At 58.4% G+C, this 20,568-nt stretch carries 16 protein-coding genes and 1 riboswitch; of the genes, 9 read left to right on the forward strand and 7 right to left on the reverse strand.

The genetic code is table 11. The features are described 5' to 3' along the window. Positions 1-84: 84 nt before the first annotated feature. Positions 85-873: a S1 family peptidase gene (locus tag L6966_RS04945; RefSeq protein ID WP_083092569.1), complete on the reverse strand. Its 789-nt coding sequence runs from the start codon at positions 871-873 to the stop codon at positions 85-87. A gap of 454 nt (positions 874-1,327) precedes the next feature. Further along, positions 1,328-1,418, forward strand: a riboswitch (SAM riboswitch). Between the two features lie 104 nt (positions 1,419-1,522). Here L6966_RS04945 and L6966_RS04950 point away from each other — a divergent pair. Both L6966_RS04950 and metE read left to right on the forward strand, forming a co-directional pair. Beyond that, positions 1,523-2,434 (forward strand): methylenetetrahydrofolate reductase, encoded by a 912-nt coding sequence (locus tag L6966_RS04950; RefSeq protein ID WP_083092567.1) that lies wholly within the window; start codon positions 1,523-1,525, stop codon positions 2,432-2,434. Between the two features lie 37 nt (positions 2,435-2,471). Beyond that, positions 2,472-4,802, forward strand: coding sequence for a 5-methyltetrahydropteroyltriglutamate--homocysteine S-methyltransferase (metE, locus tag L6966_RS04955; RefSeq protein ID WP_237232993.1), 2,331 nt, complete (start codon positions 2,472-2,474; stop codon positions 4,800-4,802). A 149-nt stretch (positions 4,803-4,951) separates the two neighbouring features. Here the strand turns inward: metE and L6966_RS04960 are convergent, their stop codons facing one another. Together L6966_RS04960 and L6966_RS04965 are read right to left on the reverse strand one after the other, a co-directional pair. Then, positions 4,952-6,463, reverse strand: coding sequence for an MDR family MFS transporter (locus tag L6966_RS04960; RefSeq protein ID WP_083092563.1), 1,512 nt, complete (start codon positions 6,461-6,463; stop codon positions 4,952-4,954). A gap of 179 nt (positions 6,464-6,642) precedes the next feature. Continuing rightward, the gene (locus L6966_RS04965; RefSeq protein WP_237232994.1) at positions 6,643-7,485 is read right to left on the reverse strand and encodes a Rho termination factor N-terminal domain-containing protein; all 843 of its coding nucleotides are present in this window, start codon (positions 7,483-7,485) and stop codon (positions 6,643-6,645) included. A 152-nt stretch (positions 7,486-7,637) separates the two neighbouring features. Here L6966_RS04965 and vapB point away from each other — a divergent pair, with 152 nt between their 5' ends. The 4 genes from vapB (at position 7,638) to L6966_RS04985 (ending at position 11,403) form a co-directional block, all read left to right on the forward strand. Continuing rightward, positions 7,638-7,874 (forward strand): type II toxin-antitoxin system VapB family antitoxin, encoded by a 237-nt coding sequence (vapB, locus tag L6966_RS04970; protein ID WP_237224192.1) that lies wholly within the window; start codon positions 7,638-7,640, stop codon positions 7,872-7,874. Beyond that, entirely contained in the window at positions 7,874-8,287 is a 414-nt protein-coding gene (gene vapC / locus L6966_RS04975; RefSeq protein WP_083092555.1) for a type II toxin-antitoxin system tRNA(fMet)-specific endonuclease VapC, read from the forward strand. The genes vapB and vapC overlap by 1 nt, the downstream gene beginning before the upstream one ends. 56 nt (positions 8,288-8,343) lie before the next feature. Then, positions 8,344-10,320 (forward strand): M13 family metallopeptidase, encoded by a 1,977-nt coding sequence (locus L6966_RS04980; RefSeq protein ID WP_237224191.1) that lies wholly within the window; start codon positions 8,344-8,346, stop codon positions 10,318-10,320. Between the two features lie 294 nt (positions 10,321-10,614). Continuing rightward, complete coding sequence (locus tag L6966_RS04985; RefSeq protein ID WP_237232995.1) at positions 10,615-11,403, forward strand: Abi family protein; 789 nt, start codon at positions 10,615-10,617, stop codon at positions 11,401-11,403. Positions 11,404-11,587: 184 nt separating this feature from the next. Here the strand turns inward: L6966_RS04985 and L6966_RS04990 are convergent, their stop codons facing one another. Next, entirely contained in the window at positions 11,588-13,558 is a 1,971-nt protein-coding gene (locus tag L6966_RS04990) for a hydantoinase B/oxoprolinase family protein (protein ID WP_237232996.1), read from the reverse strand. Positions 13,559-13,560: 2 nt separating this feature from the next. After that, a complete protein-coding gene (locus L6966_RS04995) occupies positions 13,561-15,597 on the reverse strand; it encodes a hydantoinase/oxoprolinase family protein (RefSeq protein WP_237232997.1) in 2,037 nt (678 codons plus the stop codon). Between the two features lie 185 nt (positions 15,598-15,782). Here L6966_RS04995 and L6966_RS05000 point away from each other — a divergent pair, with 185 nt between their 5' ends. After that, positions 15,783-17,012, forward strand: a complete 1,230-nt coding sequence (locus tag L6966_RS05000) for a PucR family transcriptional regulator (protein ID WP_237232998.1) — start codon at positions 15,783-15,785, stop codon at positions 17,010-17,012. 111 nt (positions 17,013-17,123) lie between these two features. Here L6966_RS05000 and L6966_RS05005 read toward each other — a convergent pair whose 3' ends face one another. After that, positions 17,124-17,816 (reverse strand): DUF4870 domain-containing protein, encoded by a 693-nt coding sequence (locus L6966_RS05005; protein ID WP_237232999.1) that lies wholly within the window; start codon positions 17,814-17,816, stop codon positions 17,124-17,126. A gap of 190 nt (positions 17,817-18,006) precedes the next feature. Between L6966_RS05005 and nadE the strand changes: the two genes are divergently transcribed. Together nadE and L6966_RS05015 are read left to right on the forward strand one after the other, a co-directional pair. Further along, a complete protein-coding gene (gene nadE / locus L6966_RS05010) occupies positions 18,007-18,828 on the forward strand; it encodes an ammonia-dependent NAD(+) synthetase (protein ID WP_237233000.1) in 822 nt (273 codons plus the stop codon). Between the two features lie 108 nt (positions 18,829-18,936). After that, on the forward strand, positions 18,937-19,911 hold the full coding sequence (locus L6966_RS05015) for a zinc-binding alcohol dehydrogenase family protein (protein WP_237233001.1): 975 nt from the start codon (positions 18,937-18,939) through the stop codon (positions 19,909-19,911). Between the two features lie 107 nt (positions 19,912-20,018). On the opposite strand, the gene L6966_RS05020 is transcribed toward L6966_RS05015, so the two are convergent. Further along, on the reverse strand, positions 20,019-20,402 hold the full coding sequence (locus tag L6966_RS05020) for a winged helix-turn-helix transcriptional regulator (RefSeq protein WP_083092537.1): 384 nt from the start codon (positions 20,400-20,402) through the stop codon (positions 20,019-20,021). Positions 20,403-20,568: the final 166 nt, after the last annotated feature.

The raw sequence follows: 20,568 nt of genomic DNA on the forward strand, positions 1-20,568 counted from the left end.
TCACTGTTGGCCCTTTCGGGTGTAACCCTGAACGCTGTGGATGCCACTACCGGGGCCTTCAGTCTGCTAAGCCATAGCCTCTGCTCAAGCAGCGATGTCGTCAACCGACGGCACGTAGTCGGTAGAGGTAGACACGATACCGGTGGTCTCCTGAATCCAGGCAGCAGACTGGCTCAGTAGCGCATAGTTGGATTCAGCGTTGATGTTACCTCCCGGGGCAATGTCGCCGGTGGAACAAACGGCTACGATGCGTCCATCAATGAGCAGGGGACCACCGGAGTCACCCCGGTTAGCGGCGCCCGAGACCCCCTGCAGGTTGGCAGCCGGGCCGCCGTAGGCATCGGTTGAGTTACCGACGACACGAACTGTCGCCGAACGCAGGGTCGTGGTGGGCTGGTCCCAGGCCCCTAGGCCGTAGCCCATGATGACGCCCGAGTCACCAGCTTGGGGGCTGTAACCGAGGTCAAGCTCGGGGTAGCTCGTGAGGGAGACAGGGCTATCAAGTTTGATGAGGGCGATATCTCCGCTGGGTGCGGAGTACAGGTTACTCGCACTGACAGCCGTACCGGGGTTGACCTGGTCGTTAGAGTGGTAAACCTTCATGTCATAGGCACCTTCAACGCAGTGCTTTGCAGTCAAAACCCACTCGGCATTGAGCTGCTCTCCTGTGCAACCGCTGGTGCCACTGCTCCCCTGAACGCTAAAGCGAAGCTGAACGGCCCAGGGGCTGGTTTCTTGCGATCCGCCAATAATCAAGGGGGGATTACCTGACTCTCTCTCAGCAGGTGAGTCAGCCAGTGCCGCTGTACTGAAGCTAAGTGAGAGGGCGCATGTTGCAACAAATGTGGTGCAAACCTTCTTGAGTGAAATCATGTCAGGAACCTTTCATGAGAAAGTAGCTGGGTCGGCCGCTCTAGGGTTTGAGTGCTAGCGTCGAGCGGCCTCCTTTACAAAACTCACTGATCAATCCCGGGTATATCCTTGAGTCACCCATCACCCTAGTAGAAGAAATAACTGATAGAAACCGGTTTATGTATTTTGATTGGGGCATATCTTTAGCGTGAAACTATCTCACCCTAAGATTCTGCGCCGAATCAGAGATAGCCACATCTCAAAAAATTTGGAAACTTTTGAATACCCTGACCGTTCTCTTGCCATAGGCCGTATTTTCTACCAGCGCCGCCAAAACTTTCATCCTAAACAGCCCACCCTTTACCCGTAATATTGCTGTCACTTATCTCAACACACCCGACACAGAGTCAAAAAGCGACATAGAACGGCTTTGCCTTGCCAGCGCCCCAGCGGCGCTTTTAGTGTAGAACTATCAAATCTATCCAGAGCGACTGAGAGACCTAGCTCAAGGACGTCGCAGCAACCACCCCTGACGGGAAAGGTGCTCCCGCTAGGACCGATAGAGTGCATCACCAACGGTCCACCCACCGTGTTGTGTGGCGCCCTCCCGCCACCAGTGGGAGCGGGCCCCGCATTCTTTCGGGTCACGTCCACGACCTGTAAGGAAACCATGAGTACCCACATACCGGCGCTCTCATATGAACTCTTCCCACCGCGAAGTTCTGCCAGCTGCGAGAGTCTGCTGACGACCATCGACCAGTTGGCCCCCACTAACCCCGACTACGTATCGGTCACCTACTCCGGCGACCGGGCCCGTAAACAGAAAACCCTGGCCCTGCTAGACCACCTGGTTCACGAAACCCGGCTCACTCCCCTGGCCCACCTCACCTGTGTGGGGCACAGCGCCGAGGAGCTGGAAGCCGCCGTGCGTCGCATACTGGCAATTGGCGTCCGCGGGTTTTTGGCCCTGCGCGGCGACCTGCCGCCGGGTAGCAAGCAGACCCCCGACATCCCTTTTGCCCGTTCCCTGGTTGACCTCATTCGCCGGGTGGAAACCCAGGATTTTGCCCACCTGGCGGCAGGACGAGTGGCGGTGGGGGTGGCTGCCTACCCCTCCCGGCACCCAGAATCCAGCTCAGAACTACAGGATATTGAAATTTTGCTCTCCAAAGAGCGGGCGGGGGCTGACTTCGCTATTACCCAGGTTTTCTTTGAGACCTCCCGCTATGAGTCCCTGGTTCAGCGGGCCCGGGCAGCGGGTGTAACTCTGCCCCTGATTCCCGGCATTATGCCGGTGACCAGCCTGCGCAGACTCACCACCCTCTGCTCGCTGGCGGGCCTGCCCGTGCCCCAGAGACTGGCCTATGACCTAGAAACTGCAAGCGGTGAAGCCGAACGGCACCATATCGGGGTGGAGTTCGGTGTGCGCCTGCTCCAAGAGTCTCTCGACGCCGGTGCCCCCGGCATCCACTTCTACACCTTCAACGAGCACGCAGCGGTGCTGGATGTACTCGAGCAGGTTGACCTGCCCCGCTACAAGAGCCGCTTTGAAAACCCCCTGGCAGAACTGACCTACGCCTAAAGGCATACGCCTACAGATCTCACAGAAAGACACCACCATGACCACCGCTTTCCCCACCGCAACCATCACCGGCTACCCCCGCATCGGCGCCCGCCGCGAGCTCAAGCGCGCTGTTGAAGCCTACTGGGCGGGTAAGACCGATCAGAACGAGCTAGCGCAGACCGCCCAGCAGATCCAGCAACAGGCCTACCGCGCCCTCACCGAACGCGGCCTGACCGAAGACTACGCTATTCCCGCTGACTTTTCCTTCTACGACCAGATCCTCGACACCACCCGCCTCTTTACTGCCCTGCCCGCCCGCTTCGAATCGGTGCGCGATGAGCGCGGCCTCATTGACCTAGACGGCTACTTTGCCCTGGCTCGTGGCACCGAGCAGCTGCCCCCGCTAGAGCTGACCAAGTGGTTCGACACCAACTACCACTATCTGGTAGCAGAAATCGGCACCGCTACCGGGTTCACCCTCAACACCGAGGCGCTCGATGACCTGCTGGACGCAGCTGAGGGGGCGGGGGCGTCCGCGCGGCCCAGCATCACCGGGCCCCTCACCTACCTGCTCCTAGCAAAGGCAGAGGACGGCTCCCCCGTCGGCTTCACTCCTCTTGACCGTCTGGCAGACCTGCTGCCCCTCTACAGGGAGCTCCTGGCACACCTGGCCAACCGCGGGGTGAAGTGGGTACAGTTCAACGAACCCGCCCTGGGTGCTGACCAGACTGTGAGTGAGGCCGAGCTGGCGAAGCTCGTCGAGCAGACCTATGGGGAACTCACCAATCTCACTGACCGCCCTGCCCTGCTGGTCACCAGCCCCTACGGCAACCTGGCCGGTCTGCTGGAACCTTTGGCCCGCTCGGGTGTGGAGGCCCTGCACCTTGACCTGGTATCTACCGATTACGATCAGGACGCCCTCGCCCGCCTCTTCAGCGGCGAATCGGTACCCCTGCTGGTGGCGGGTGTGGTTAACGGCCGTAATATCTGGCGTAATGACCTGGCAGCCTCCCTGGCTACCCTTCAGGCGGTGGGGGCGGCGTCCGTTTCTACCTCAACCTCACTCCAGCACGTTCCCTACGACCTGGATCTTGAAACCGGGCTGGATCAGAAGCTCACCAGCTGGCTGGCCTTTGCCCACCAGAAAGTGAGCGAAATTTCCCTGCTCGCTCGAGGGCTCGCCGAAGGCCCCGACGCTATCGCCACCGAAGTTGAGCAGGCCAGGGTAGCGCTGGCTGCCCGTGCCCAGTCCAGTGGGGTCAACGACCCCTGCATCCGCGAGCGCACCCTCTCCGTTACTCCCGAAAACTACGAGCGCCCGTCCGCCCAGGTGCGCCAGCAGGCCCAGCAGGACCTGAACCTGCCCCTGCTACCGACCACCACTATCGGGTCTTTCCCGCAGACTAGCCACATTCGCTCCCTGCGTGCGGACTACCGCAAGGGTGCCCTGACTAGGGACGAGCTCGATGCCCATCTGCGGGAGGAGATTCGCTGTGTCATCGACTTCCAGGAGCGTCTGGGTCTGGACGTCCTGGTGCATGGTGAGGCTGAGCGTAACGACATGGTGCAGTATTTTGCTGAGAACTTCGACGGGTTTGCCCCGACCGAGCACGGTTGGGTGCAGTCGTACGGGTCGCGCTGTACCCGCCCCTCGATTCTGTGGGGCGATGTGAAGCGCAGCGGCACAGGTACCCGTGGTGAGGCCTTTACCGTGCCGTGGATTAGCTTCGCACAGCAGCAGACCGGTAAGCCGGTCAAGGGTATGCTCACCGGCCCGGTCACCATTCTGGCCTGGTCCTTTGTACGCGACGACCAGCCTCTTGAAGCGACCGCTACCCAGGTTGCCCTGGCATTGGCTGATGAGATCGCTGACCTTGAGGCCGCGGGTACCCGCATTATTCAGGTGGACGAGCCCGCCCTGCGCGAGCTACTACCCCTACGAGCTGAGGACCAGGCAGCCTACCTGGACTGGTCGGTGGGCGCCTTCCGCCTGGCGACCTCGCAGGTTGCTGACTCCACCCAGATTCACACCCACCTCTGTTACTCGGAGTTCAACGAGATCTTCGGGGCGATTGACGCCCTGAACGCCGATGTCACCTCGATTGAGGCGGCGCGCTCCCGCCTGGAGCTGCTGGCCGACGTACCCGAGAGCTTCGACCGCGGCATTGGGCCCGGCCTCTGGGACATTCACTCCCCGCGTGTGCCCTCAGCTGATGAGGTTCAGGCGCTTCTGACTACCGCGCTAGAGCACATTCCTGCCCGTCAGCTCTGGGTCAACCCCGACTGTGGCCTGAAGACCCGCGCCTACAAGGAGACCAAGGCCTCCATCGAGTCCCTGGTTGCCGCGACCGAGGCGGTACGGGCCAGCCTGACCGTAGCGGTCTAGGCCCCCCGGGGGGTTAGAGGTTCAGCAGAAGGACGCCGCCCCCGCCTTACCTGCCATCTGGCAGGAGGGTAGGGGGCGGCGTCCTTGCATCTGTGAAGCGCAGGTGCGGCTTTAGTGAGCTGGGCTGATTCTAGTGAGCTGGGCTGATTCTAGTGAGCCATTGGCGCAGAGCCAGCGGCCTGCTTACCCGCCGGCAGGAGCAGGGCCACCACAATAGAGGCCAGTGACATAAAGGCGGCCACCAGGAAGGCCAGGTGCACACCGGCCATATAGGCCTCGGTGCCGGTGCCACCGTGGGCAGCTGAACCGATACCCAGCAGGGCCACGAAGAGGGCGGTCGCGGCGGCACCCGAAACCTGCTGGAAGGTGGTCATGGCCGAGGAACCGAAGGCGTGTAGCTCGTGGTCGAGAGAGCCCAGCCCCAGTGACATCATGGGGGTGTTAATGAGCGGCAGGGCAAAGGTCATAAGCATATAGGTGCCCACCAGATACCAGACCGGGGTGGTGGCGCTGAAGGTGCTCATCAGCCAGATGGAGGCACTAAAGAGAAGGGCACCGGGAATCACCAGGGTGCGGGCACCGAAGCGGTCCGACAGGCGGCCGACGAAGGGGCTCAGTACTGCCATCAGCACACCGCCGGGTAGCAGCATTAGGCCGGTCTGCAGGGCGCTCATGCCCAGCACATTTGCGGCGTAGAGGGGAATCAAAATTGCGCTTCCCAGCATCACGCCCATGCCCAGGGAGGTCATAATGACGGTCAGGGTGAAGGGGCGGGCGCGGAAGATACGCAGATCCATGAAGGGCCCGCGGTCCTGTAGCTGAATCTGGCGGCGGGCAAAGAGGGCCAGCAGAACCGCTGAGGCAGCCACAATAACCCAGGGGTTAACCGGCAGGTGGGCACCGCCGTGGGAGGAGTCGCCACCCATGGATGACAGGCCCAGAACCAGGCCGCCGAAGCCCAGGGTGGAAAGCACGATGGAGAAGATATCGAGTTTCTGTGAGGTGCCTTCGGGCTTCTCAGCCGGAGCTAGGCGCAGACCGATGACCAGGGCAATGACGCCAATAGGCAGAATCAGCCAGAAGAGCCAGCGCCAGCTAGCGGCGTTCAGGATGATACCTGAGACAGTCGGGCCAGCAGCGGGAGCAGCCGAGATGACCATGCCGATAATCCCCATGGCCTGACCAATCTTGCTGGGGGCAACCAGGCGCATCATAGTGGTCATCAGTAGCGGAATCATTACACCGGTACCGCCAGCCTGGAGCACGCGCCCAACCAACAGCAGAGCGATACCGGGGGCGGTAGCCGCCACCAGCGTCCCTACCGAGAAAAGGGCCATGGCCCCCACAAAGACCGTGCGGATGGAGTAGCGGGAGATGATGAAGCCGGAGGCCGGGGTCACCACGGCCATGGTCAGCATGAAGCCGGTGGAGGTCCACTGGGCTGTTGAGGCGCTGATGTTCAGATCTGCCATAATGTCGGGCAGGGCCACACCCAGCAGGGTCTCATTCAAAATCAGCACGAAGGCCGCAATCACCATAATGGCCAGGAGAAGGAGTTCCTGGCGCTCTAGCTTACGGGCGGCGGGCATTGATGCGGTGTGCGCAGCCGGTTCAGTAACCGGGTGAGCTCCGGTTCCGGGGTGTTTTTGTATAGAAGACATAGGTCATTAAGCCTACTCTTTGTAGTTCTACAGCAAAATAGCTGATTGCTCACAGACCCAGGTCACATTGGGTTTTATTAGGCAGGCTGCCGGGCAGTCAGAGCTTGATAGAGCGAGTGCTGATAGCCAAAAGGGGACCAGGTTCCCCCGATCCCCTTTCCGCAGCTTTTTGAAGTTGTCTACTGGGCGGCGCGCACAGCCACGAGAAGCTCACCCTTGTTCATGGTTGAGCGGCCGGGCACCTTTAAGCGCTTAGCCAGCTGGTAGAGCTCAGCGCGGGTGAGCTCTGCCAGGGGGCGCACCTCAGCCACCAGGAAGGGCTGGTCGCCGTCCTGCAACTCGGGTGCGGACGCCGCGTCCTCCTGGGCAGGGGCCTCAGCCAGAGGCTCGGTGGTGAGGTCCTCATCGAAGTCAGCGGGGTCAGCGCTGACAAAGGTCTCCTCGTAGAGCTCTTCGGCTTCTTCAGGTTCGTCAGCCTCTTCGGGGGCCAGCCCTTCGTCCTCACCGACCTCGGTCACAGCCTCGGGGGCATCCACCTCCAGGGCTTGCTGTTCACCCTCAAACGCTTCAAGGTCACCGGGCTCCAGGCTCTCAGCGTCCAGGATCTGTTCGTAACCGGTAGCTTCTTCCTCACCTTCGGTTACATCGGCCAGAATCAGCTCAGCCTCACGCTGGGCGGCGCTCTTCTTCTTGTTATTGGCCTTCTTTTTCGAGTCCTTCTTGTCGGACTTCTTCTCTGCCTTTACTTTCTCGGCGCTCTTCTTGCCTTTACTCGCGGAGGAGACAGCGGCGTCCTTGCCCTTCTCTTTGCCCTTGGGGGTAGCCTGAGGCTTGTCAGCAATTTTTTCGTACCTCTTACCCACCAGCTCGTACTTCTTTTCGAGCTTCTTCTGCGCTTTCTTGCGGGCCTTCTTCTGATCGCCGTGCTTCTCAAACGACTTGGCGTAAGCCTTGATATAGCGCTTCTGGGCCTTATCGCTGGAGCGCTTGAGTTCCTTGCTGAGTTCTGGCTTCTTGCCCATGGTTCACCTTCCAGTTATCAGTGTTCTTACTGTCTAAGCGTAGTCCCCGTCACGGCCTACCCCAAGCGCGCCGCGGCTTGATTGCGATCCCCGCACCCTATACATCCCATTAACACAAGTATATATTTAATGTATATAGCAGGAGGTTTCTCATGACTCAGTCAACAGTTTTTATGAACAACAGGACCCAGGCAGTTCGACTGCCAGCAGACATGCGTTTTAGTGAAAACATCAAAAAAGTCAATGTACGCAAAGTAGGTTCAGAACGCATCATAGCCCCCGAGAACGCAGTGTGGGACAGCTTCTTCACCCCCGACGCCCCCACCGTGACAGATGACTTTATGAGTTCCCGCCACGGTGGCACCCAGCCTGAGCGCGAGGAACTCTAATGCTGACCTACATGCTCGACACCAACATCGTAATCTATGTGATGAAAAGGCGCCCGCCCGAAATTCTCGATACTTTCAACCAGAACGCTAGCCGCTTATGCGTCAGCAGTATTACAGCAGCCGAACTGTTTTTTGGCGCAGCGAAAAGCGCTAAGCCAGAGCAAAATTTGCGCGTAGTCGAGGATTTTTTATCACGACTCACCATTCTGCCCTATGACTTAGACGCCGCAGCCCAGTTTGGCGATATCAAGGCGACCTTGCAGAGGGTAGGTCGAGTGATCGGTGAGAACGACCTTCACATCGCAGCCCATGCACGCAGCCGGGGGCTAGTGATAGTAACGAATAATGAGCGAGAATTCGAGCGGGTTGAGGCACTGCGCGTGGTGAACTGGGTAAAGCCGCTCACGCTCTGAGCCGAACCTGGCGGCCCTACCTGACTGGTGACCTCCGCGCCCTTAAACTGGGTGACATGACTAACTCAGGTATCGACACTAGCTTCCTTGACCCCGCCACCAGCCCAGCCGACGACTTCTTCCGTCACGTCAACGGCACCTGGTACGACTCCCACGTCATCCCCGCCGACCGCTCACGCGACGGCGGCATGTACTTCCTGCGCGATGCCGCCGAAGAGCACGTGCGTGAAATCGTTGAGAAGTTCGCCGCCGAGCAACCGTCCTCACGCATCGGAGCCCTCTACTCCTCCTTCATGAACACCGAGAAAATCGAGGCGGACGCCGCCGCCCCGCTGCTCGCCGAGGTGCAGCCGGTGCTGGAGGCAGCTACCCCCGACGATTTTGTGCGCGTCATGGCCGAACTTGACCGTCAGGGCCACGGCGGCCCCTTCGGCTGGTACACCAGCATCGACGCTAAGGACCCCGAGAAGTACGTGCTCTACCTGGCGCAGACCGGCCTGGGCCTGCCCGATGAGTCCTACTATCGCGACGAGAAGTACGCCGAACTGCGCGAAGCCTACGTTGCCCACATTGAGCGCATGTTTGAGCTGACCGGCCTAGCCGAAAACTTCGGGCTTGAACCGGCGGACGCCGCCCGCGCGGTTTTTACCCACGAAACCGAGATCGCCTCCCACCACTGGGATAACGTGCGCACCCGCGACGCCGACGCCCGCTACAACCCGGTAAACGCCGCCGAGCTGGACGAGAAATTCCCCGGCTTCCCCTTCACCACCTGGTTGGCCGGTATGGGTATTTCCACTGAGAAGGCCGGCACCGTTGTGGTCAATCAGCCCTCCTACTTTGAGGCTGCCGCCCAGATGTGGGCCACCGCTCCCCTCTTCATCTGGAAGCTCTGGTACATCTGGCACATGGCCCACTCCCGCGCCCCCTACCTGAACCAGGCCATCGTTGAAGAGAACTTCGACTTCTACGGCCGTACCCTCTCGGGATCCGAAGAGCTGCGCGACCGCTGGAAGCGCGGCGTCGGCCTGGTCGAAAACTCCCTGGGCGAAGAACTGGGCAAGGAATACGTGGCTATTCATTTCCCGCCCACCCACAAGGCCAAGATGCTGGAACTGGTGGACGACCTGCTGGAGGCTTACCGCCGTTCTATCACCGACCTGGACTGGATGACCGACGAAACCCGCTCCCGCGCCTTGGAGAAGCTCAGCAAGTTCGCCACCAAGATTGGTTACCCCGATAAGTGGCGCGACTACTCCGCCCTGGAACTGACTGACGACCTCTTCGAGAACCTGCGCCGCTCGGGCGTCTTCGAGCACGAGTTCCAGATCAATCGCATCAACGAGCCGGTTGATAAGACAGAGTGGCTCATGACCCCGCAGACCGTCAACGCCTACTACATGCCCCCGGCCAACGAAATCGTCTTCCCCGCAGCGATTCTGCAGGCCCCTTATTTTGATATGGACGCGGACGCCGCCGTCAACTACGGCGCTATCGGCGGCGTCATTGGCCACGAGATCGGCCACGGCTTTGACGACCAGGGCTCCAAGTACGACGGCACCGGTGCGCTCAACAACTGGTGGACCGACGCCGACCGCGAAGAGTTCACCGCCCGCACTAAGGCCCTGGTGGAGCAGTACAACGGCTACACCCCCACCGGCCTGGACCCCGAGAAGTTCACCGTCAACGGGGAGCTGACCCTGGGTGAAAACATCGGTGACCTGGGCGGCCTCTCCATTGCGCTCAAGGCCTACCAGATTTACCTGGAACGCCAGGGCCTCACCCTTGAGACCGTCCCTGTCATCGATGGTCTGACCGCCACCCAGCGTGTCTTTGTCTCTTGGGCTCAGGGCTGGCGCATGAAGACCCGCCCGCAGACCGCCGAAATGTTCCTGGCTATTGACCCCCACTCCCCCGAGGAGTTCCGCGTCAACGGCGTGGTACGCAACATCGACGAGTTCTACACCGCCTTCGATGTACAGCCGGAGAACACCCTCTACCTGGCACCGGAGGAGCGCGTGCGCATCTGGTAGGAAAACTACACAAGACGCAGGGACAGCCGTCCCTGCGTCCATGATAGTGACCTGTCTAGATGCTAATTCCTGGGAAAGCCCCCTGCGCCATCTCCCCTTATGGATAAGGCTCAATATATGATTGGGGCTTCCAAAAACTCTAAAGAAAAACAAGACCAACCCACTATGCGTAGGTGGGTTGAGGCATACAAAAAACCCTCATGCGATCGGCTGGCTCCAGGTCCAAATCTTAGCTAGCTAAACTAGCTACGCGATCTTATGCATGAGGGACTACATGACCGATACTATATACATATGCCTCAAGAAGCAAGACCTCATCTCAGAACCTTGTCAGAGCAACATGTATCTGCTCAGCGGCTCAAGCCCTACCTGGAGCATAGTTACAATAACAGGGAACTTGCGATGCGTTTATACGAGCTGGACAGGCGATTATCTGCCGAGCTCTTCTACGAAATCGGAATTTTAGAGGTTGCCTTACGTAATTCCGTCGATCGCTACCTGACAGCGAAGTACGGAGACAGCTGGATAGCTAACCCAACGCTCCCAATGGATCAGCGTACAGCAGAAAACTTTCATGAAGCATGGGATTCTCTGCCTGCCAACCGGCGACAAGAAAGTATGGAAAACAATCCGAAGCTCAAGGGTCGCCTACTAGCTGCCTCGATGTTCCGAACATGGTCTAACTTCTTCGACAAGGGCGGAGCCAGCGGACACCCTGCCCCACGAGATAGAGCCGATCACGACATTATTTGGACAGAAGAGGCACTGAAAACAGTTTTTCCTGGGGCTGCCAAACTAGCTGGACGTTCAGGTGAAAAACTAAATCGCGACTGGGCATACCGACAGGTTAAAGAAGTTCATGTACTACGCAATAGGATTGCCCACCACGAATCACTCATCAACGGTTATCCCTTGCCCGGACAGGAAGAAACTGCTATCACGCCAGCTAAGAGATCAGCTGCCGACGGTCTAAAAGCCTGTAGAACTCTTGCAAAGATGATTGATAGGCACCTTGCCAAATTTATAGCCGAGAATTCAAGTGCCGACCAGTTCTTAAAGAATATCAATCAGGCGAAACCCTAGAGAGCGCGTGCGCATCTGGTAGGAAAACTACACAAGACGCAGGGACAGCCGTCCTTCCGCCTGATGGCCTTCTGAACGCCCCTGCCCTAGGCTCAAGGTCTAAGACCCTTCTTGAACCGTCAGACGGGCAGGGGCCAATCACAGTCCAGCTGAGTGCAACAGTATAAAAGTTAGCTACAAGGGCCTACTTCCACCCCTGCTGCGACCTACGGACCATCTGCTCACGATGCTGGCGGGTTGATTCAGCAAGAAGCTCACCGGTACCCCAATCCAGAATCACACCGTACCGGCGAATCACATCAAGCATGGTCAGGTCGCCTGAGCGGTAGCGCTCAGCTACAGACTCAGCGTCTTCACTCAACCACCCGGCACGGTGGGCCCGAATGAATTCACGCTTCTGAGCCGTGGCAGCCCCATCAACACTGAACTCATCAAGTTCGGCATCAATGACACTGATGACCACACCATAGTCAGCAGCTGCCCGATCAACCGAAACGTACCCGTCAATCACGTCCTCAAGCACATCTTCAGCCGGGCGATCCAGCGGGTCGCCAAACCCGCCGCCACCAGCCGAGGGCCGGTAGAAAGTATCACCAGAATGCACAGGTTCTGAGGAGAAAACCGAGCCCAAGAAACGCTCATCTTCAGACCCCTTATTCAGCCAGACCCCGTGAGGGATCGACGGTAACCCGCCCTCAATCCCCCAGGTGATAGACCGGGCACGGTCACAACAGTAGCTCATCACGGTTGATTCAGCATCGGTGAGCGTACCGCCCTTTTCAATACCGCAACCACCGCGGTAACGGCCGGGGCCACCAGAATCTACACCTATTTGATGCATGGTGGTCAGCACCGGAGACAGGCGCTCCTGCCCTTCACAGGGCTGCACGGCAAGGCCCGGCCCAAAGACGGGGGCGGTTGCACTCGCGCCGTCCTTGCTAGAACGCCCGCCCCAGCCACCGGCCATCCAGTCGTACCACATGAAGTAGGGCTTGGAGTCAAAGCGGGCATCCCGCCCGCCCACAAGGAGGTACTCCAGGTTAAAGGCGCAGGCCATGGCGCGTTCTGGCATCACCTGCGACCAGAGTTCAAAGATGCCGTTCATGAGTTTTTCGTAGGGCCCCGAGCAGAAGCCGGTCACCGCGTAGGGCCAGCCAGCGTTGACCACAGTGCCTTCTTCACCGATTTCGGCGGTGACGGCCGCGTAGAAACCAGAGTTGAGCGGAACGTCGGGGAAGAAGGTTTTAGTGCCAGCGTAGATAGCTGAGAAGGTGGTGCCGTAACCGGAGTTGAGAAAGGTCTCCACCGCGTCGGCGCTACCTTCAAGGTCATAGTGGATTCCCTGGCCGTCAAGGGTGAGCTTGATGTTGATGGGGACGAGCCCTTCCGGCTTACCGGGGTCTAGGTCAAGGTAGTCCACGGTCTGCCAGGTCCCCTTGGGCAGGTCAACCAGACGGCGGCGGACTGTGCGCTCAACGTAGTCCTGGGTTTCTTGCATGGCGGTAACAACGGTGTCAGTGCCGTATTTTGCGACCAGGCGGTGGAGCTCGCGTTCACAGACTGCGGTAGCTTCAGACTGGGCGTGTAGGTCACCGAGGGCCTGTTCAGGTGCTCGGGTGTTAGCGACCAGTAGCTGGGCAACGTCGTGTAGAAAGACGCCCTGAGAGAAGACGCGCACCGGTGTGATGCGTAGTCCTTCACCAAAGTGCTCTGAAGCGGAAACGTCAAAGGAGCCGGGTACTTTACCGCCGATATCTGCCCAGTGGCCCTTGTTTTGGGCAAAGGCTATGAGGCGGTCTTCTGAAAAAATTGGGCGGATGAAGGAGACATCGTTAAAGTGCGTGCCACCGCGGTAGGGGTCGTTGACGGCGAATACGTCACCTTCGTGGATGTCACTACCGAACTGTTCAATGACTGCCTTAGCCTGAAAATGTAGCGTTCCTACGTGCACGGCGATATCACCAGAGCCCTGCATGACGGTGTTACCGTCGGCATCGCAGAGGGCCGAGGAGAAGTCGCGGGAGTAGATAACGAACGAGTAGCAGGTGCGTAGAATCTGCTCGCTCATCAAATCAACGCTGGTGGCAAATGCGTTCTTGAGAACTTCAAAGGTGACCGGGTCAAGGTTGATGTCCCGCTTGGTTGCGGTGGTCATGGCTATGCCCCCTTCTTAATGTGGATTCGGATGTTGAACCATTCGTCTATTTCTGCGGTGGCGTAGGGAGGGACGACGGTGGTTGAATCGAGCTGGTTAATGATGGCAGGGCCTGCGAACTCGGTGCCAGCGGCGAGATCGTCGCGGTCGTATACAGGGGTCTGGTGCCACTGACCTGAGAAGTAGACAGGGCGCTGTTCAGGTGCCGGTGGAGGTGCCTGCTGGGTGAGCTCGGCGGGGCGGAAACTGGGCTTAGGCACCTTGCCAATGGCTTTGAGGTGAAGCTGGTAGACCTCCACTGGTACGTCCTCTTGACGGAAGGCAAATTCACGTTCGTATTGTTCATGAAAGGTGCCCACTGCATCTTGGAGGGCACCGGGGCCAGAGCCAATATTGACCTGCAAAGAGCGCCACTGCCCCTGGTAGCGCATAGAGATTTTGCGCTGTAGCACGGCGTCCTCATCTGCTACGCCCTCGTGGTGTAGCCGCTCGGTAGCCTCTGCCTCTAGCTGGGTGAAGGCCTCTTCAATAGCGCTTTCGTCTGCGCCCGAGACTAGCCCGGTAAACATGTGGGCGAAATCGTGCTGGATATCGACAAGGAGGCAGCCCATAGCACTGGTCACTCCGGGGTTGGGCGGAACGATGACGGTGGGGATACCGAGTTCCCTGGCTACGTCGGCCCCGTGGAGGGCTCCTGCACCGCCGAAAGCTAGGAGGGCAAAATCTCGTGGATCGTAACCGCGGCGGATGGAGACCAGGCGGACGGCATCTGCCATATTGGCGTTCGCTACTGAAACAATCGCCTCTGCTGCTTCTTCTGTTCCCATGGCAAGGGGTTCACCCACAACCCGGTTGATGGCTTCTTCGGCTAGGTCTGTGCGAAGTTGCTTAACGCCGCCGGCTAGCGAGGTTCCCAGGCGTCCGAGCACAAGGTTGGCATCGGTGTTCGTGGGATCCTGCCCGCCGGTGTTGTAGCAGGCCGGGCCGGGGTCTGCGCCAGCGGACTGGGGGCCGTTGCGCAGGGAGCCCGCGATGTCGATGTGGGCCAGTGAACCGCCCCCAGCGCCGATGGTGAGAACTTCGATGGAGGGGAAGGTGATGGGGTGCCCGTACTCTACTTCCCACTGTTCCGAGACGCGCAGTTCGCCGTCGGCAACAAGAGCGATGTCTGTAGATGTGCCGCCCATATCAAGACTCACGGCATGGCTATAACCGCACTGCTGGGCGATATGCTTGGCTGAGATAGCGCCCGCAGCGATACCTGATGCGGCCAGGCGAACAGGGAACTTTTCAACCATGCGAGGGGTCATGGAGCCGCCGCCGGAGTGTAGCAGAAGCAGGTCTCCCCGGTAGCCGCCGTCCTTGAGCTCGCTATCGAGACGGTTCACGTAGCCAGATACGAGGGGGGCCAGAACCGCGTTCGCCACGGTGGTGTTGAAACGCGGGTACTCGAAGATTTCGGGGAGGATTTCGGCTGAGGTTGAGATTGTTGCGTCTTCCAGTTCCTCTTCAAGGATTGCGCGCATGCGTAGTTCGTGGGCGGGATTGGCGTAGGAATTGAGGAAGCACACGGCCACAGTTTTGACCCCCCGCTTTTTAAGGAGCTGAGCTAGGGCACGAGCTTCGCTTTCATCGAGGGGCGTGACCGTGTTGCCGTCAAAGTCGATGCGTTCGGTCACTTCAAAGCGGTCACGGCGGCGAATGTAGGGGCCGGTGACGTCGTTGTAGGCGTCCCAGAGGTCGTCCTTTGTGCCGTCGCGGATTTCAAGGACGTCGCGGAAGCCACGGGTAGTCACCATGGCGCCGGTGGCGAAGTTGCGGGTGATGAGGGCGTTGGTCGCTACGGTGGTGCCGTGGGAGAACTGGACCACTTCGTTGAGGTTGATTTCGCCGCGTTCTACCCCGTTCATCACAGCGATCATGGGGTCGTGAGGGGTGGATGGCACCTTGGTGACGCGCATGGTCTGGGTATCGTCGTCGAAGATGCAGACATCGGTGAAGGTGCCGCCAACATCGACGGCTACTCGTGTTCGGGTCATGGGGTTTCCTCCAGAGATTGGGCCTGTTAGGTAGGTCTCAGTGTATGCACGCCCAACCGGCATCTCCTATGGGAAATTTACAAAGTTAGAGGGATTTGTTTGGAGTTTTTACTGCATTTAGTGACCTGGGCAACTTTATGCTGGGAGGTAGGGCACACTACCGCCGCACCTGTGAAAGGACGCCCATGACCACCCCTCACGACACCAACAACTCCTCGCATTCCCTCCAGCAACGTCTGCACATCACCAACCAGCTCCTTGAAGCGCTGGCTAGCCACAAGCCCCTCACCAGCCTGGCTCAGCGCATGAGCAGCCTGTGTGGCGGGGCTGCTTTCATGTACCGTTCCGATGCCCGGCTCATTGCCTCCGCTGGCACGGCTCCTTCACGGCTTATCTGGCAGGAAGTGCAAAGGGACGGAACCCGAGACCGTACGGTCAGGGCAGAAATCGGCAGGTGGCACATGATAGCCCGCAGGGTCTCTCTGCACGGCGGCATGCACCTCATCGCCCTAGCCTCACACAGCTCATCAAAACTGGAAGCTGTTGCTGTTCCCATGCTTGATACGGCCGAAAAACTCTTAAGTGCTGTCTACGGGATAAGCTTTGAGGCCCTCCAGGAAAACCGGCGGGATCGAGAGCGCATACTTCTTCAGCTTCTGACCGGTATTCAGCCTGGCCAGGAACACAGCTACTGGGCAGTGATGGAAAAGTTCTGGTTTACACCCTATGAACGAATTCGCGTCCTCGACATCGCTAACTTTTCCGGTGAAAATATCACCGATAGTCAGCTTTCCCTACTCAGTCAACGAGCCCAGGGCAGTAAGCTGCCCCTGCTGATACGCGCTCAAATGGCCGGGAGCGATACCCCTGAATCAGCGGCAGCAATCGTTCCCGACTCTGACCTGGCTGAGAGCTGGATCGCGGACATGAATGATCACTTTCTGGTGGGGTTGAGCGAGCCCTTCACCGGGCTGGCGGGGGTACACCGCAGGTACCGTGAAGCAGAGACAGCCCTTCATATTGCCAAGGGGTTGGCGCACCGGGCCGGGGCCTGTGCCGAAGTTCCCCCGGTTTTTCTTGATCGGGTTGACCTCACCAGCTGGGTGCTATCGCAGGTCAACGAATCTAAACTGGCTGAGAGGTCGCAGGTTACTCTTGAGGCTCTCCATCGTGCAGGGGTGTACGAGACGGTGCTCATGTTTCTAGCCTGCAACCAAAATGTGCCTGAAACAGCCAACCGGTTATTTATTCACCCCAATACAGTGCGCTACCGTCTCGCCCGGGCCGAGGAGGCCCTCGGGGGCCGCTTGACGAGCCCCTTCACTCTCTCAAACCTTACCCTCTGCATGCACCCCCAACTGGTTGCACTCATCACTGAGCTGACCGAATCCACCCGAGCGGGGCAGGGGGACTGAATGCGGCGTCCTTACCCCCCCATTAAGGAATTACCGAATCTTTCACCGGCCGCTTGATACAGCACGGACGGTGAAAGATTCGGTAAGACAGGCCACCGGCCAGGAACGGCTCTACTTGAGCACCTTCATCGCCAAGGGGTAGTTGAAGACCTCACCACTGTTGGCTTTGACGGCGGCGATGATGTGGATGACGATTAGGGCCACCCACACAGCCAGCAGAATAATCCAGGTAAATATCGCCGCGATGCCGAAGGTCGCGAAGGTTATTATCCAAGTCACCACGTTAACCAGCCACATGGTAAATGAGAAGTTGAAGGCACCGGCCGCTGCAACCCGCACGAAGCCATAACCGGGCTTGTCCTTGTAGATTAACCAGAAAATGAAGGGGCCGATAAAGTTTGCAAAAGATGCCGTCAGCACCAGCCCTAACAGGCCCGAAAGGTGGGCGAAGAGGGCCATGCTCCTCGCATCAGAAGGAATCGGGTTGCCGTAGGCATCATAGGCCTGTTGTGCGTACGGCCCAGCCCCGGTACCCGGCTGTTGCCAGCTCGCTTGGTGAGAGGGGTGCCCAGTGTTCTGCCACTGCTGGCTGTTCCCCTGGTGATTGGCGTTCCCCTCGGAGGAGGTGCCTGCACCCCAGGAGCCCGGGCGGGCACCTGCACCCTGCGAATCTCCGGCGTCCGGCTGGCCTTGGGTAGGCTGACCTTGGGCAGATTGCCCTTGGTCGGGCTGCTGGGTAGCGCCGGGCTGGTTCTGATCGGACCGACCATAGTGGCCGTAGGGGTTCTGGTTCTGTTCGCTCATGGTGGGTGCGCGTCCTCTCACAGCAGGTTAGGTTTCCATATACCACTCTAACCAGATGTACCTGCAAAGGTGAACGCACCGGCCCTTATAACCACACATTTATTTCTCACAACATACGCCGTGTTTGAGCGCCCCGCCGCAGACCTTCCCGGGCTAGAGCCTCTAACGCGCCGAAGGGTACCATAGGGGTATGCGCGAACTACAGGCTCACATCATTAAAGAACTCGGTGTTAAACCCACCATTGACCCGGCAGAAGAGGTGCGCAAGCGCGTGCAGTTCTTAGTCGACTACCTCAAAGCCACTGGCACTCGCGGTTTCGTGCTGGGCATCTCAGGCGGGGTTGATTCCACCCTGGCCGGGCGCCTGTGCCAGCTGGCTGTTGAAGAGCTTGAGTTAGAGGGTATCCAGGCTGAGTTTCTTGCCGTGCGTCTGCCCTACAAGGTTCAGGCTGACGAGGACGACGCCCAGGCAGCTTTGCGTTTCATCATGCCGCAGCAGACCGTCACCTATAACATCGCCGCCGCTGTGGGCGGCTTCGAGTCTGCTTTTGCCGAGGCCACCGGCCGCAATATCTCCGACTTCAATAAGGGCAACGTCAAGGCCCGCGCCCGCATGATTGCCCAGTACGCCCTGGCCGGTGAAAAGAACCTGCTGGTGGTGGGTACCGACCACGGGGCTGAGGCCGTGACCGGCTTTTTCACCAAGTTCGGCGACGGCGCGGCGGACGTCATGCCCCTCTTTGGTCTCAACAAGCGGCAGAACCGCGCCCTGCTCAAGGTACTGGGTGCTGAAAAGAGGCTCTGGGAGAAGGAACCCACCGCTGACCTGCTGGATGGCAAGCCGGGCCGCACTGACGAGGACGAGCTCGGTATTACCTACGACCAGATTGACGACTACCTGGAGGGCCGCCAGATAGATGAGACTGCGACCGGAAACATCGAGGGCAAGTTCCTGCGCACCCGCCACAAGCGCACCACCCCCGTCACGGTTTTCGATTCCTGGTACAAGTAGTAGGTAGAGACGAGGGGTGGTTCCCTTGCGGTAACTTACCCCCCTTGAAAGTACCTATATACCTGCCCTTATCCTTTTTTCATGAATAACAACATGAAAATCATAGCTATGACAGAGTCTTTTCCGATTGATGTGGATGAGGCACTTATTGAAACTACCGCGCCCCTTCCAACCGTGACTTCGAAAGACTTGCTGGTCAAAGTACATGCTGTCTCGGTCAACCCCGTTGACGCAAAAGTCAGGGCGGGGGCAGGCCATCAAGATACCCCAAAAATTCTTGGGTGGGATGCTGCCGGCCGGGTCGAAGCTGTTGGCGAAGACGTGCAGGGCTTCTCAGTGGGCGACGACGTGTTCTACGCTGGTGACTTGACCCGACAGGGTAGCAACGCTGAATATCAGACGGTTGATTATCGTATTGTTGCCAAGAAACCCTCGTCAATGAATTATGCAGATGCAGCAGCGCTCCCCCTTACATCTATCACCGCTTGGGAAACCCTGTTTGACCATATGAACCTCGGAGCTGACTCAACCGGTAATCTTCTGGTGGTTGGTGGCGCTGGAGGTGTTGGGTCAATGATTATCCAGCTGGCCAAGGCTAAGACTTCACTGACCGTGATTGCCTCAGCCTCACGCCCAGAATCAACAGAGTGGTGCAGGAGCCTGGGGGCAGACCATGTAGTTGACCATACTCAGGGCTTAAGTTCGCAGGTTCAAGAGCTGGGCGGGGCGGATTTTGTGTTCTCAGCATTTACAGCCGGTGCTGAGGAGGAACTGGCCAATGCGATGAACCCACAAAGTCATCTCGTCCTGATTGATGACCCCGAAGCCTTTAACATAGGAGCCTTTAAGGCTAAATCTATTACTGTAACCCCAGAATTTATGTTTACTCGGTCAATGTTTGAGACTCCTGATATGAGCTACCAGTCGGAGCTCCTGACAGAAGTGGCGCAGATGGTTGACGGTGAGGTATTGAAAGGAACAGCAACCGAATATCTGCGCGGGCTCAGCACAGAAACCTTTCGCGTAGCTCATCAAAAAATTGAATCTTCAAGGACAATTGGCAAGATCGTAGTTTCCTTCTAAGAACCTATAGATTCTTTTCTCAGTAACCCGGGTTAGCACTCATTGCGGGGCCGGGTTACTGACTATTTTTGAGCAAGCCCCAGTTGTTGCTGGACCGCTTACCAGCACTATCCTTTAGCTTCTAGAGAGTCATCATAAGCCTGTTGTGCTGCGATGACTTCGCTCTTATGGCTTTCAGACCAGCTACGAAGGACTTCTAGTGGCTCTATCAAGGTTTTGCCTAAGTCCGTTATCTCGTACTGAACAGTTACAGGGACGGTAGGGAAAACGGTTCGACGCACGATACCATCACGCTCCAGGGAACGAAGAGTTTGTGTGAGCATCTTTTGGGTAACGCCGTCAACGCTACGGCGAAGCTCAGAAAAGCGTTTTGGGCCACTCTGGAGGCACCCAATGACGAGTGCGGTCCACTTGTCAGCTATACGGCTGAGGATATAGCGACAGGGGCAGTTTCGGTCATAAACGTCGGCTTTGCTCTCACAGTTCCTCACACACCCGAAATATACCCTCCGCCCACCATAAAATGAACCTATTTTTACTATTCGAGATTATGATTAATTTCAAATTTTTAAGCATAGAGGCTTATTCAAAAATAATCAGGCGACCCAGGCTCGCAGCGAAGAGCTGCTGGCTCAGATGGAGTCGGCAGCTTCCGAG

Source organism: Rothia nasisuis (assembly GCF_928381405.1).
Lineage (GTDB): Bacteria > Actinomycetota > Actinomycetes > Actinomycetales > Micrococcaceae > Rothia > Rothia nasisuis.